We start from the raw sequence: 15,184 nt of genomic DNA, 5'->3' as shown, positions 1-15,184 counted from the left end.
CCATTTAAACAACTAAAAGCATTACATAATAATCAATATTAAATATTCATTTTTAGAAATACTGGTATATTTTCTTTTAAAAGTTACAAATAACACAAAAATAGATATTATTGTGATATTTTATGTTAAAAACTTAAGTTTTATTAACATTTATTTAAGATATTTGAAAGAACTAATCCAAAACTTTTTTAAAAATGAAAATTGACTTAAAGCATTTTTTGTGGCTATTATTAGTATTATCGATACAAATAGTTGCAGCGCAAGGAGGATCTATCTCTGGTAAAGTTACAGACGCTAAGCGAGTACCAATTCCGGGAGTAAATGTTGTTCTGAAAGGGACAAAAGTAAGCACTCAGACTGATTTTGACGGAAATTTTAAAATAGCTGCTAACAAAGGAGATATTTTGATTGTGAGTTATGTAAGTTTTGCAACCGTTCAGGTTTCTGCATCAAATTTAATGACAATTGAATTAGTGGAGACCCAAAACGAACTTGAAGCTGTTTTGGTTGTAGGTTATGGAACACAAACTAAAAGAAATTCAACTGATAATATTGCCCGTGTAACTGCAAAAGATATTCAGCAAATACCAGTTTCAAATCTGCAAAATGCTTTAGTTGGTAAACTGGCAGGTGTACAAGTAACGCAAACAAACGGTAAAGTCGAAGGAGGAATTAATATTAGAGTTCGCGGTGCCGCAAGTATTAGCGCTGGCAGCCAGCCATTGTATGTACTTGACGGTATTCCGTTAATCAGCGATGATGAATCAAGTAACGGAGCACCAACAAACCCCCTACTTACTTTAAGTACCAGCGAAATTGAATCTATCGATGTTTTAAAAGATGCTTCTTCTGCAGCTATTTATGGAGCGCGTGGTGCAAATGGGGTAGTTATTATTACCACTAAAAAAGGAAAAGAAGGAAAAGGTACTTTCTCAATCAACTTCTCACAAGGTGTTAGCGAAGCCACTCATACAAAGAAATGGTTAAATGCTAAACAATATGTAGCGTTGTTACAGGAAGCCGGAAGAAATGTTGACGATTTAGAATCTGTAGAAGATGAGTTAGACTATTTATCACAAGGAACAGACTGGAGAAACGGAGAAGTAAATACAGACTGGCAAAAAGAAGCATTAAAAACCGGTTATACTACTGATGCTGATTTTTCAGTATCAGGAGGTGATGATAAAACAAAATACTTTTTCTCAGGCTCTTACAATAAAACAATCGGAATTGTAGACAGCAACAGCTTAGAAAGACTAACAGCTAGAAGTAATTTATCGCACAAAGTATCCGATCGTTTTACTGCCGGAATGAACATTGGTTTTTCAAGATCATTAATAGACAGGGTTCAGGACGATAACTCTTTTACAACTCCATTACAATCTGTTGCACAGGCCCCAATTTCGCAAGCCAGATTAGCAGACGGAACACCAAATCCTAACACAGAATATGCCAATTATCTTTTAGCCAAAGACAATACTTTCTGGAAAACAATCATGAGAAGAGTAACCGGAAAGGTATTTGGGGAATTAAAAATTTTAAACTCTCTGAAATTCAATTCTGATTTTTCATACGATCTTTTAAGTCAGACAGAAGATTACTGGCAAGGAAAAAATGCTCCTTTTATGGCTACAGACGGAGCCGTGTTTGCAACCTCTGTAAATACTGAAAGTTATGTTTTTAGTAACTACTTTACTTTCGATAAAACCTTTGGAGAAAAGCATACTATAAATGCAGTTGCAGGTATGGAATTCAATAAATACAACCGAAGATATCAGGATGTACAAAGTATTTACTTTCCTAACGATAATTTCCAGACCGTTGATGGTGGAGCAGAAGTAAACGAAGGTCACGGAAGTGAGACTGATTATGCCTTTGTTTCTCAATTTGGAAGATTAAATTACAGCTATGATGGTAAATATCTTTTTAAAGCAAGTGTACGCCGTGACGGTTCTTCCCGCTTTGGAAAAAACAACAAATTTGGAATTTTCCCTGCTTTTTCTGCTGGTTGGGTAATCTCTCAGGAAGAATTCTTAAAAGACTATCCTGTTTTAAGTTATTTAAAAATAAAGGGAAGCTGGGGAAAACTAGGAAATGCCGAAATTGGAAACTTTGCTTCACGCCAATTGTACCAGACAAATCCGTATAATTTAAAATCGGGATTAACATTTGACCAGCCTGGAAATAATGATCTTACCTGGGAAAAATCAACACAGACTGATGTTGGATTTGAAATTGGATTCTTAAACAAAATTAGTTTTGAAGCAGATTATTATCAAAAAGATACTGACGGATTGCTTTTTGATGTACCGCTTCCTAAAAGTGCGGGTGCTGGAACAACCGGAACAATCAGCAAGAATATAGGAAAGATCAGAAGCAATGGTTTTGAGTTTACTTTAAACACAAAAAACATTGAAAGAGAAGAATTCAAATGGAATACGAGTTTCAATATAACAACCAATCAATCTAAAGTAAAATCGCTTCCAAACGACAATACAGATATCATTTCAGATTATACCATCAACAGAGTTGGCGAAAATATTTCTTCTTTTTACTTAGTACAATATGCAGGAGTTGATTCAGAAACCGGAGATGCTCTTTTTGTAAAAAACACTATAAAAGCTGACGGAAGTATTGATAAAAGTACCACTAATGATTACAGTGAAGCGAAAAGAGTTATTTCAGGAAATCCGTTTCCAACTTTAATGTCCGGTTTAACCAATACAATCATTTACAAAGGCATTGATTTTACCTTTACTTTTCAGGGAGAATGGGGTGCCAGTATTTATAATTCGGCGGGACTATACCAATCAACAGCAGCAGATTATTTTGATAATCAAACAGCTGATCAGTTAAACCGTTGGCAAAAACCGGGAGATATTACCAATGTCCCTCAGGCAAGATTTGGAGGTTCAAACGGAACGCAGAATTCTACACGTTACTTAGATAAATCAGATTTTGTTCGTTTAAGAAATGTAACCATAGGATATTCTTTACCTAAAAAAACCGTAAGCGATATGGGAATGAGCAATCTAAGAGTTTATATAACTGCAGTGAACCTGCTTACTTTTACCAATTACGAAGGTACTGACCCTGAAGCCAGAAGAGATGACAGCAGCAGAACCAGTCCGAGAGCAGGAGAAGATTTTTACTCAGCTCCGCCAGCGAGAACAATTGCAATGGGAGTAAATATTAATTTTTAAAACGAACAAAATGAAAGCAAATAAAATAATCTTATATATATTTTTCGTAGCCCTTTTTGCAAGTTGCGAAAATGAATTAGATATCAACCCTAAACAAACCGAAGATGCGTCTATCACACTTGGTACAGAAGGTGGTATAACCAATATACTTACCGGAACCTATGCACTGGCAGCAAACGGAAATGCTTATGGAGGAAGAATATTACTCTACGCGGATTTATTAGGCGTTAGTGGTTCATTAAATACAACTGACCTTAGATGGAGAGGAACTTTCGGCGAGCTGAGACAGATGTATATAAAAACAATGTTATCAGACAACGTAATTATTGAAGGAACTTATTCAAGATGTTACGAGATAATAAATGCGGCAAATACGGTAATCGAAAACGTCGATAAAGTAAAAGATCCTGCCAAACAAACCCGAATGATTGGTGAGGCCAGTTTTTTAAGATCTCTTGCTTATTTTGATCTTGTTCGCTTTTTTGCAAAACCTTATGTGAGTGGTCAGGCCAATACACAATTAGGAGTTGTGATCAGACCCAATGCGATTTATAATTTTAATGTTGATCTTTCAAAAGAAAGAAGTACAGTCGATGAAGTCTATAAAGTCATCATTGACGGCTTAAATGTCGCTTATACTAATCTTCCTGCTGACAATAGTTTTTATGCTGATAAATATGCCGCAAAAGCATTATTAGCCAGAGTTTATCTGCAACAAGGCAATTATGCCGAGGCAAGAGATGCCGCCAATGATGTGATCGAGAATAGCGGCCACGGATTATCTCAAACTTATGCTGCAGCCTTTAATCACGATACGGATCAGACCGAAGATGTATTTGCTATACAAATTACAAAACAAACCGGAGTAAATGATGCTAATACCTTTTATCAGTCTGAAGATAATGGAGGCCGTGGTGGGGATTTTTCTATAAGAGATCATTATTTAGAAAAATTTAGCAGCCCGGATGACAGAGCTACTTTTAATTATGAGAATGAAGCAAACGGCAGAATATTGACTTCTAAATTTACAGATCAATTTTCTGATGTGACTATCATTCGATTAGCCGAAATGTATTTAATAAGAGCAGAAGCAAATCTTAGACAAGGAACAACTGTTGGAAATACGCCACTAGATGACATCAACACAATCAGAACAAGAGCAAATGCAGATGATTTATCTGCTGTTACAATAGATGATATTTTATTAGAACGCGAATTAGAACTAGGAATGGAAGGTTTCTTAATTCACGATATCAAAAGAACAAAACGCTCTATTGACATTAGTGAGGATGGCGACGGATCAAGTCTGCTGCTTTATGATGCCAATAACCTGGTATTTCCTATTCCGTTGAAAGAAACTGATGCCAACAAAAAAATCACTCAGAATCCCGGATATAATAACTAATACAAAACACTTTATAAATGAAAAACCATTCCGCCTTAACGGAATGGTTTTTCGTTTTTTTACGTTTGAGCGTAATTTATAGTAATGCTTCAACAGCTGGCGACATTATTTGTGAAGTAGTAACAGCCAAAGTGAGCTGATCTGAATACCCCATGAAAAAAGTATCTAATATTTCCTGAAACACAGGATGAGCTCCTTCGACCTGAGAGAAAAGTGTCATAGACGAACATAGTTTACGGGCACCTAAATCTCCTAAAATACCTTCGGCAGATTTTCTTTTAAAAGTTAAAAGAAGTTCGGATATTTCTATAAGATGTTTTGCTAAAACAGGGTGATCCAGAAATTCTTTAGCTTCCTTAAGATCAGCAATAGCATAATACTTTGATATGTTACTTGTACCTAACCCTTGTATTTGTGGAAAAATAAACCACATCCAATGCGTTTCTTTTTTTCCTTTTTTGATTTCGGAAAGAGCGGTTAAATAAAGTTTATTCTGCGCATCTAAAAAACGTGTTATGTCATTATTTGAGTAAGCCATTATAATAGAATTGTATTTATAAAAGTTAGTAAGACCGTTTTGGTTCTTTGCTGTATCTTTAATTAAAAATTAAATAAAACCTCTTTTTAAGTCCGTTTTTAATTTCGTTTGAAAGACATTCAAAACTACTTATCAAGTCGCTTAAAAAGATTATACAATTCATCTGCTTTGTTATATAATTTATATCATGGTGTGAAGAATAGTTTTCATTCTCAGTTTTTAGTCCCAGTTTTTAGTTTCTTAACTGTGACTGTTACTTAACAAAAAAGCTGCTCATCTCTGAACAGCTTTTTTAGTTTGAATTATCTAATCAATATTTTTAGTCTCTAAAATCGTTAAGTGATTTCTCGATAATTTCAAGGCATTCCTGAATTTGAGCTTCAGTCATCACCAATGGCGGGGCTAATCTAATTTTATTTCCGTGGGTTGGTTTGGCTAATAATCCGTTATCCCTGAATTTTAAGCAAATCTCCCAGGCCAAATCAGAATCTTCCCCACAATTAATTACAATGGCATTCAATAATCCTTTTCCGCGAACCAGCGTGATTAGATTATTTCTTTCAGCAATCTCGTTCAAACCTTTTCTTAGAATAATTCCTAAACGTTCTGCATTTTCAGCCAAATTCTCGTCTTTAATAACTTCAAGCGCTGCAATTGCAACAGCTGCTGCAACAGGATTCCCTCCAAAAGTCGATCCGTGTTGTCCTGGTCTGATCACATTCATGATTTCGTTATTTGCTAAAACAGCCGAAACCGGATAAACTCCTCCGGAAATGGCTTTACCTAAAATTAAAATATCAGGCTGAACATTTTCATGATGAACCGCTAATAATTTTCCGGTACGTGCAATTCCAGTCTGAACCTCATCGGCAATAAACAAAACATTATGTTTCTCACACAATGCTTTTGCTTTCGATAAATATCCTTCAGATGGTACATAAACTCCGGCTTCACCCTGAATTGGCTCAACCAAAAATCCTGCTATATTTTTTGACGATTCCAAAGCTTTTTCAAGAGCTTCGAGATTGTCATATTCAATCTTTATAAATCCTTCAGTAAATGGTCCGAAATTTTTACGAGCCCCTTCATCATTAGAAAATGAAATAATTGTAGTGGTTCTTCCGTGAAAATTATTCTCACAAACAATAACCTGCGCCTGATTCTCCGCAATACCTTTTACTTCATAAGCCCATTTTCTACACACTTTAAGAGCGGTTTCAACAGCTTCTGCGCCAGTATTCATTGGCAGTACTTTATCAAAACCAAAATACTTCGTTACAAACTCTTCATAATCTCCTAATTTATCGTTGTAAAAAGCACGAGAAGTCAAAGTAAGCTTTTGTGCCTGATCTACCATTGCTTTCACAATTTTAGGATGACAATGCCCTTGGTTTACCGCAGAATAAGCCGATAAAAAATCATAATATTTTTTTCCATCAACATCCCAAACATATACACCTTCTCCTCTTTCCAGCACAACCGGAAGCGGATGATAATTATGAGCTCCGTATTTATTTTCTTTTTCAATCAAAACTTCTGATTTTGACGAAAGGGATTTTTCAGTATGAATCATGATATATATCTTTTAAAACACAAAAGTATTAAAATTTATTAATTAACAAGGTTAAAATCATTTGTTTTGACTTTTAAAAACTATTTTTAAGTCAAAAATAACATTTTTAGCATTATAAAAAATCAAATCATATTTGTTTAATAAGTGATCTGATTCTTATTTATTCAAAAAAATAATTACTTTTATAAATCTGAAAAGAAATTTAAACTCAAGATAAAACAATGGATATATTAGACGAATTTGATATCAGCATCATTAAAGAGTTGGAAAAAGATGGCCGAATGGCTTTTTCTGCAATTGCTGCCAATTTGAAGATATCAAACACTATGGTACACCAACGTATTAACCGCATGATCGAACAAGGTGTTATTGGCGGAATAAAACCCATCATTCAGGAAAAGAAAATTGGATTCGATTGGGCTTCTTTTACAGGAATAACTTTAAATAAAGATTCAGATTCTGACCGAATTATCGAAGCCTTAAAAGATATTCCCGAAATCACAGAGTGTTATTACGTGACTGGTTCATTCACACTTTACATCAAAATCGTTGCTAAGAATCACGAACATATGCGTAAAATTCTTTACGAAAAAATCGATAATATACCCGGTATTGCCAAAACCGATTCGATTATTGAGTTGGGTTGCGCTTTCAAACGAAATATTAGTTTATAATTATTTTCTAATCTAAAAAATATGCGTTTACGAATTCTGCTTTTATTTACCTTGCTTTGCTGTAAATCATTGTTGTTTTCGCAAACGACTGTTTCGAATCCGTCCAAAAGTGATTTCTCCCAGGCATTAACTATTTTAGCCTCAGATTCGCTTCAAGGCCGAAAAGCTAATGGAAGAGGCGGCAGTTTAGCTGCTGATTATATATCATCAAGAATGCATTCTTACAAGCTGAAAGCTTACAATAATTTCGAATATTATTATCAGCTGTTTGAAATTGAAGAACATACCATAAAAAAAACAACGTTACAAATCAAAAGAGGAAATCATAAAGCCATTTCTCTATCTCCTGAAAAAGATTTCGAAATTACTCCAACAACAAATATTCAAAAAAAACAAGCTGAAGTCGTTTTTGCATCTTATGGTTTAGATGTGTCAAAAGAAAACTACGACGATTATAAAAAATTAGATGTAAAAAACAAAATTGTTGTGATTTTAAGCGGATTCCCAGACGATCAGGATACCACTTCTTCAACCTATAAAAAGTTCAAAAACATATTTCCGGAAGAAAATGATTTAGAAGAAACCAAACTAAAAACCGCAATTAATAAAGGTGCAATCGCCTTAATTATTATCGAAACAAGAAAAAAATTTATTCCAAAAAACAAAGAAAATGAAGTTTTTCATTCTTTAAAAAATGCAATTACAACGTCGATTCCTGTTTTTAGAATTAGTAAAACAGCAGCAGAAAACCTTTTTTCAAAAAGCAACATTCCATTAAAAAGTGACCTTACTTCTACTTCTTTAAAAAATGTAAAAATCAATTTTTCGATAGAACTAAAACATGAAACATCGTATGTTGCGAATGTTTTAGGTCTTATTCCAGGAAAAGACACTACAAAAACTATTATTATCGGAGCGCATTACGATCATTTAGGAATTAAAAATGATTCTATTTATAACGGCGCAGATGATAATGCATCCGGAACTTCGGGCATGCTGGCCTTGGCTAAAAAATGGTCAGAATCAAACATAAAACCCGAATATAATATTCTTTTTGCAGCTTGGACTGCAGAAGAAATGGGACTTTTAGGAAGTGAATATTTTGTTGAGAATTTAAATGATCAAAAAATTCTGCTCTGCATTAATATGGATATGATTTCGAGAAGTTCTCCGAATGATAAAACACATCGAATACTTAGTATTGGAACCCAAAAGGAAACCGAATATTTAAAGAAAATTGCCGGAGAAAGCAACGCCAGACTTCAAAATCCATTTACGCTGGATTTATGGGAAACCAATGGACATTCCGGAAGTGATTATGCATCGTTTACCGCAAAAGGAATTCCGGTAATGACTTTTTTTAGTGGTTTTCACGAAGATTATCATACACCTGAGGATAAAGCTTCAAAAGTAGATTTAGATAAAATGCAGGATGTTTTATTTATAGTCAATAATTCTCTTTTAAAATTCATAGAAAATCAGCATAACTAAACCAAAATAACCATGAAAAACCAACTGCTTTTCAGACTTTCATTTAACAGATTTATGATTACTCTGCTCCTATTTATCAGTTGTCTACTGCAGGCGCAAACACTAAAAGGAAAATTATTTATTATTGGCGGCGGAGACCGATCTGACGATTTGATGAAACAAGTTTTAAGCGTAGCTGAATTATCAAAAAAAGATTATATCGTTGTTTTGCCCATGTCCAGCGAAGAACCGGATAGTTCGTTTATTTTCATTAAAACACAAATGGTAAAATTAACTTCGAACCCAATTGTGATGCTTAATTTTAATAAGGAAACAGCACAAAATAAAGTATTAACTGATTCCCTGCAAAAAGCAAAACTAATTTTTATAAGTGGCGGAGATCAGGTTCGTTTTATGAATATCGTTCAAAATACCCCTATAAAAACTGCCATTCAAAAAGCATACGAAAACGGCAGCACGATTTCAGGAACAAGTGCCGGAGCAGCGGTAATGTCTGAAAAAATGATCACCGGAAATCAGAAATTACAAAAAGAATATTCAGGAACTTTTGATAATATCCGATATGATAATCTGGAAACAAGCGAAGGCTTAGGACTACTGAAAACAGCGGTTATCGACCAGCATTTTTTGAAAAGAAACAGATACAATCGTTTAATTTCTGCTTTAGTTGAATTTCCAATACTAACAGGAATCGGAATTGATGAAGCAACGGCAATTATAGTTCGAAATAATCAAATTGAAGTAGCCGGAGACAGCGAAGTAATCGTAGTAAGAAATCCAAAAGGAATTCTAAAAGCAAAAAAGAACAATCTAATTTCGATTGAAAGTCTTCAAATGAGTATTTACAACGCCGGACAAAAATTTAATATCAAATAATCATGTTCAATTACAATAAAATAATACAATTTGCTTTTGTCTTTTGTTGTGTCAATTTTCAGGTGTCTGCGCAAAAAATCAATGTAAAAGAAGTCAGCCGTCTGGAAAAATTAGCCCAACAAGTTTCGATTGTCAGGGATCAATGGGGAATTCCGCATGTTTACGGGAAAACCGATGCTGATGCTGTTTTCGGATTATTGTATGCGCAGTGCGAAGATGATTTTAAACGAATTGAAATGAATTATATCGAAAAACTAGGGCGTTTATCTGAAATAAAAGGACAATCGGTTTTATACAATGATTTAGAAATTCGACTTTTAATTGATACTGAAGAAGCAAAATCAGATTATAAGAAAGCTCCGGCCTGGCTTAAAAAACTTTTAAACAGTTACGCAGATGCTATCAATTTTTATTTGTACAAACATCCGGAAGTAAAGCCGGTACTTCTAATGCATTTTGAACCTTGGTTTCCCTTACTCTGGACAGACGGAAGTATCGGTGCCATAAGTACTGCCGATCTTTCGACAGGAGAACTGAAAGCTTTTTATTCCGGAAATAATGATAAAGTGGCTTATGTAGAAAGAGAAAAAAATGTACAAACCGGTTCCAACGGATTTGCTTTTTCACCTTCAAAAACTGCTGACGGAAATGCCATTTTATACATCAATCCTCATACTACTTTTTATTTCAGACCCGAAGTTCAGATCACAAGCGAAGAAGGCCTGAATGTTTACGGAGCCGTTACCTGGGGACAATTTTTTATTTATCAGGGGTTTAATGAAAATTGCGGATGGATGCATACCTCATCAAACGTAGATGTAGCCGATATGTACGCGGAGAAAATCACCAATAAAAACGGAAAATTATTTTATGAATTCGATAAAAAGCTATTACCTGTTATCGAAAAAGAAATCACTATAAAGTATACCGAAAACGGAAAACTAATTCCTAAAAAATTCAAAACGTATTTTACCAACAACGGGCCGGTTATGGCCAAACGTGATAAAAAATGGATTAGTCTGAAATCAAATAATCGCTCGATGACCAGTTTGATTCAAAGTTGGGTGAGAACAAAATCAAAAAGTTTTGAAGAGTATAAAAGAGCAATGGATCTAAAAGCCAACACATCCAACAATACCGTTTATGCAGACAGCAAAGGAAATATAGCCTACTGGCACGGCAACTTTATCCCAATACGAGACAAAAACCTCAATTGGGCAAAAGTCGTAGATGGTTCAGTTTCAACAACACAATGGAAAGGTTTGCATGAAGTGAACGAAACTGTTCATATTTATAATCCGGTAAACGGCTGGCTGCAAAATTGTAATTCAACCCCGTATTCCGTTGCCGGAGAAAATAGCCCTAAAAGGGAAAACTATTTACCTTATATGGCACCTGATGGAGAAAATTTCAGAGGAATAAATGCCGTTCGTATTTTTAGCAAAGGAAATCATTATACTTTAGATAAGGTCATTGCTGAGGGATATGATACTAAACTGTCTATTTTTGAGATTTTGATTCCGAGTCTGGTTGCTGTTTTCGAAAAAAACATAAGACCTTCGGATCCGGAATATGCAGAATTAATCGAACCAATTTCAATCTTAAAAAATTGGGACTACTATGCCAAAGAAAATTCAATAGCCACCACATTAGCCGTTGAATGGGCTTATAAATTAGATCCTATTATTTTAAAAGCTTACATTGATCAGGGCGAATTGGATCAGGTCGAGAATACCAAAAACTTTGCTCAGACTGCTACTGTATCACAGTTAATTCCTCAATTACAGGAAGTTTTAAAAAATTTAAAATCAAACTGGGGAACCTGGCAAGTAGCCTGGGGTGAAATCAACCGTTTTCAACGTTTCAATGGCGATATTGATCTAAAATACGATGACTCAAAACCAAGCCTACCAATTACTTTTGGTCCTGGTTCGTGGGGAAGTTTACCTTCTTTTAAAAGCAGTTATCAAAAAGATTCCAAAAAAAGATATGGCTACAACGGAAATAGTTTTGTTTGTGCAGTAGAATTTGGTTCCAGAATAAAAGCAAAATCACTGTTGGCAGGAGGAAACAGCGGAGATCCAAATTCAAAACATTTTAATGATCAGTCCGAAATGTATCAAAAAGGGCAATTTAAAGAAGTATTGTTTTATAAAGAAGATGTAATTAAAAATGCCGAAAAAACATATCATCCCGGCGAATGATTTTTAAGCTGTAAATTAACTAAGAAACCTCGGAAGAAATACATTTCGAGGTTTTTTTGTAACATATTATTTCAGATATTTGTTAAAAATTGTAAAACTATGAAAAATTCAGCCCTACTCTTATTTGCTACTATATTGTTCTCTAATACTATAGATGCACAATTAAAAGCTGTAAAATATACAGACGGTTCTCAGGCATTAAATGGATTATTTATAAAATCTGCTAAAAAAAGCAGTCCAAATCCGGGAATTTTACTTTTACCGGCCTGGTTAGGAATCGACAAAGCCTCTAAAGACATTGCAGAGAATTTATCGAAACTTGGCTATAGTGTTTTCATCGCTGATATTTATGGAGAAGGAAACTATCCTAAAAATACTGCCGAAGCCGGAAAACAAGCCGGTTACTACAAAAAAAATTACGAAATCTATCAAAAGCGTATTGATTCAGCCCTAAAAGAATTAATAAAATCAGGAGCAAATGCTGATAACATTGTAGCTATTGGTTACTGTTTTGGAGGAACCGGAGTTCTTGAAGCTGCCCGCGGACATTTGAATCTAAAAGGCGTTGTTTCGTTTCACGGAGGCCTGGGCAAAGATGCAGCCCGTCCGGTTGAACCTATTACTACAAAAGTTTTAGTTTGCCATGGTGCAGACGATCCGTTTGAGTCTAAGGAAGAAATCACTGCTTTTCAACAGGAAATGCGCGACTCAAAAGCTGATTGGCAAATGATTTATTATGCGAATGCGGTTCACTCGTTCACTAATCCGGAAGCTGGAAACGACAACTCAAAAGGAGCTGCATACAATGCAGTTGCAGCAAAAAGATCATTTGAGCACTTACAACTTTTCCTGAATGAAGTATTGAAAAAATAAACTTTTTTAATATCCCTCGGATCTTACGGGTTTAAATAGATTTACGCAGATAATTATTTAAAAAATTGTGGAAATCCGAGGAATCTCTGGCAAAAAAAATAGCAGACAGATAAGGCGGATTTAAACAGATTTTCGCTGATTATAATAAAATTAATTCGTGCAATTCGTAACAAAAAAAACAGCGCAAACCCTTTAAACCGTAAAATCCGCGGGCAAAAAAATAACAACCAAAAACAAACCAACGAATAACCAATGTCACACAGTCCGATTAGAAAAGACAAAACCTGCCTGAATTGCCGGCACGTTGTCGAACAAAAATTTTGTCCCAATTGCGGGCAGGAAAACACAGATTCGCGAAAAACATTTCATCATTTATTTATTCATTTCTTTGAAGATTTAACGCATTACGAAAATGCTTTCTGGAAAACGATTCGTAATTTACTTTTTAAACCCGCCATTTTAACTAAAGAATATCTTTGCGGAAAAAGATTGTCTTACCTTGCTCCTGTTCGGCTTTATATCTTTATCAGTTTTGTTACTTTTTTGATGATTGCATTATTTCCGGGGCATAAAGAAATTATAACTTCAGATAAGAATCATAAAACCGATAAAAAAGAAATTCCCAAAAATATCTTTACAGGAAACCTCAATGATCTTGAACCCGGCAATGATTTCGACAGTTTTACCAAAGAAGTAGATTCATTACAAAAGTTTGCACCTAAGGAAAAGAAATTAGACAGCTTTAGTTACTGGCTAATTAAAAAGGTTCAATATGTAAAAGAACATAATACCAAAAAGGATCTGATCGAAAAATTTACAGAATCATTCGTTCATAATATCCCGAAAGTCTTATTTATTATTATGCCATTCTTTGCTTTCTTTTTGTGGCTTTTTCACAATAAAAAGAAATGGTATTACTTTGATCATGGCATATTTACGCTGCATTATTTTTCGTTTTTACTTTTAATATTCCTGATTTTATTTATCATTCGAAAATTGGTAGGCCTATTTGGAGAAGACAATCCGTTGATTTTTATTTCGCACATTACTGACTTTGTGGGCTTTATCTGGATGAGTTATTATTTTTATCCGGCACATCATCGTTTTTATGGAGAAACCAGATGGGTATCGTTTGCAAAAAGTGTGGCTTTGTTTTTTATTAACTCCTTTTTTATTCTATTTTTACTAATCTTATACGCTTTTTACACATTTGTAAACTTACATTAAACAACAATGAAAAAACTTATAATTCTATTATTAATTGGTACTGCCTTTTCGTGTAAAAACATGCAGTCGGCTGCATCAAAAGACAATTCGGACCCTAGCAAATACATAAAATCTATTAGCGAAAAAGACTTGAAAACTATGTTGTACGTGATTGCTTCTGATGAAATGGAAGGTCGCGAAACAGGATCTAAGGGACAAAAAAAAGCCGGTCTTTATATGATCGAGCAATACAAGAAAAGCGGAATTTCGTTTCCTAAAGGGGCAACAGATTATTACCAACATATTCCTGCCGCTTTCCTAAACGCAAGACGCAACGAAAACTTACCGGATTCAGAGAATATCTGGGCTTATATTGAAGGTTCTGAAAAGCCGGATGAAGTATTGGTTATTTCTGCTCACTACGATCATGTAGGTATCAAAAATGGCGAAATTTATAACGGAGCCGATGATGACGGATCAGGAACAGTAGCCGTTATAGAAATGGCAAAAGCTTTTGCAAAAGCTAAGAAACAAGGGCACGGGCCAAAACGTTCTATCTTATTTTTGCACGTAACGGGCGAAGAACACGGTTTACACGGATCTCGTTATTATTCTGAAAATCCATTGTTTCCTATCGCTAATACTATTGCAGATATAAATATCGATATGATTGGCCGTCGCGATGTAGAACATGCTAAAACAAACAACTACGTATACGTAATTGGTGCCGACAGATTATCAAGTGATTTGCATAATATTGTAGTGGCTCAAAACGAAAAATACACCAAAATAGATTTAGATTTTAAATTTAATGATCCTAAAGATCCAAACCACTTTTACGAGCGTTCTGATCATTATAACTTTGCAAAACACGGTATTCCTTCAGTATTCTTCTTCAACGGAGTTCACGAAGATTATCACCAAAAAGGCGACGAACCAGAAAAAATTGAGTACGATGCTTTAACCAAAAGAACAAAACTAGCTTTTTCAATCGCCTGGGATTTAGCCAATAGAGAGAATAGACCAGTAGTGGATAAGAAGTAAGGCTCAAAGCAACAAAGATTCAAAGAGACAAAGTTTTTTTTTCGAAATGGATAATTTCTGATTTGCAAAAGTTTTACAGTAGAGACGCACAGCACGT

General features: G+C 34.7%; 11 protein-coding genes. 9 read left to right on the top strand and 2 right to left on the bottom strand.

Annotation, left to right across the window (positions count from 1 at the left end):
* Positions 1–194: 194 nt before the first annotated feature.
* Together IRZ78_RS07085 and IRZ78_RS07080 are read left to right on the top strand one after the other, a co-directional pair.
* Positions 195–3,203 carry a TonB-dependent receptor gene (locus tag IRZ78_RS07085; RefSeq protein ID WP_194615857.1) on the top strand — a complete coding sequence of 1,003 codons (3,009 nt, stop codon included), beginning with the start codon at positions 195–197 and terminating at the stop codon, positions 3,201–3,203.
* Between the two features lie 10 nt (positions 3,204–3,213).
* Positions 3,214–4,608, top strand: a complete 1,395-nt coding sequence (locus IRZ78_RS07080; protein WP_194615856.1) for a RagB/SusD family nutrient uptake outer membrane protein — start codon at positions 3,214–3,216, stop codon at positions 4,606–4,608.
* Between the two features lie 76 nt (positions 4,609–4,684).
* Here IRZ78_RS07080 and IRZ78_RS07075 read toward each other — a convergent pair whose 3' ends face one another.
* Together IRZ78_RS07075 and rocD are read right to left on the bottom strand one after the other, a co-directional pair.
* Positions 4,685–5,146 (bottom strand): DUF1810 domain-containing protein, encoded by a 462-nt coding sequence (locus IRZ78_RS07075; RefSeq protein WP_194615855.1) that lies wholly within the window; start codon positions 5,144–5,146, stop codon positions 4,685–4,687.
* Between the two features lie 319 nt (positions 5,147–5,465).
* Positions 5,466–6,719 carry an ornithine--oxo-acid transaminase gene (rocD, locus tag IRZ78_RS07070; RefSeq protein WP_194615854.1) on the bottom strand — a complete coding sequence of 418 codons (1,254 nt, stop codon included), beginning with the start codon at positions 6,717–6,719 and terminating at the stop codon, positions 5,466–5,468.
* A gap of 221 nt (positions 6,720–6,940) precedes the next feature.
* On the opposite strand from rocD, the gene IRZ78_RS07065 reads away from it, so the two are divergent.
* From IRZ78_RS07065 to IRZ78_RS07035, 7 genes are all read left to right on the top strand, one after another.
* The gene (locus IRZ78_RS07065; protein ID WP_194615853.1) at positions 6,941–7,393 is read left to right on the top strand and encodes an Lrp/AsnC family transcriptional regulator; all 453 of its coding nucleotides are present in this window, start codon (positions 6,941–6,943) and stop codon (positions 7,391–7,393) included.
* 21 nt (positions 7,394–7,414) lie between these two features.
* On the top strand, positions 7,415–8,884 hold the full coding sequence (locus tag IRZ78_RS07060; RefSeq protein WP_194615852.1) for a M20/M25/M40 family metallo-hydrolase: 1,470 nt from the start codon (positions 7,415–7,417) through the stop codon (positions 8,882–8,884).
* A gap of 12 nt (positions 8,885–8,896) precedes the next feature.
* Complete coding sequence (locus IRZ78_RS07055; protein ID WP_194615851.1) at positions 8,897–9,760, top strand: cyanophycinase; 864 nt, start codon at positions 8,897–8,899, stop codon at positions 9,758–9,760.
* Between the two features lie 2 nt (positions 9,761–9,762).
* Entirely contained in the window at positions 9,763–11,964 is a 2,202-nt protein-coding gene (locus tag IRZ78_RS07050; RefSeq protein WP_194615850.1) for a penicillin acylase family protein, read from the top strand.
* A 99-nt stretch (positions 11,965–12,063) separates the two neighbouring features.
* Positions 12,064–12,837: a dienelactone hydrolase family protein gene (locus IRZ78_RS07045; RefSeq protein WP_194615849.1), complete on the top strand. Its 774-nt coding sequence runs from the start codon at positions 12,064–12,066 to the stop codon at positions 12,835–12,837.
* A gap of 252 nt (positions 12,838–13,089) precedes the next feature.
* On the top strand, positions 13,090–14,064 hold the full coding sequence (locus IRZ78_RS07040) for a DUF3667 domain-containing protein (protein ID WP_194615848.1): 975 nt from the start codon (positions 13,090–13,092) through the stop codon (positions 14,062–14,064).
* Positions 14,065–14,070: 6 nt separating this feature from the next.
* Positions 14,071–15,087 (top strand): M28 family peptidase, encoded by a 1,017-nt coding sequence (locus IRZ78_RS07035; protein WP_194615847.1) that lies wholly within the window; start codon positions 14,071–14,073, stop codon positions 15,085–15,087.
* Positions 15,088–15,184: the final 97 nt, after the last annotated feature.

It is taken from the genome of Flavobacterium sp. CSZ, from assembly GCF_015350725.1.
Taxonomy (GTDB): Bacteria; Bacteroidota; Bacteroidia; order Flavobacteriales; family Flavobacteriaceae; genus Flavobacterium.
This window is presented reverse-complemented; position numbering and strand designations above follow the sequence as displayed.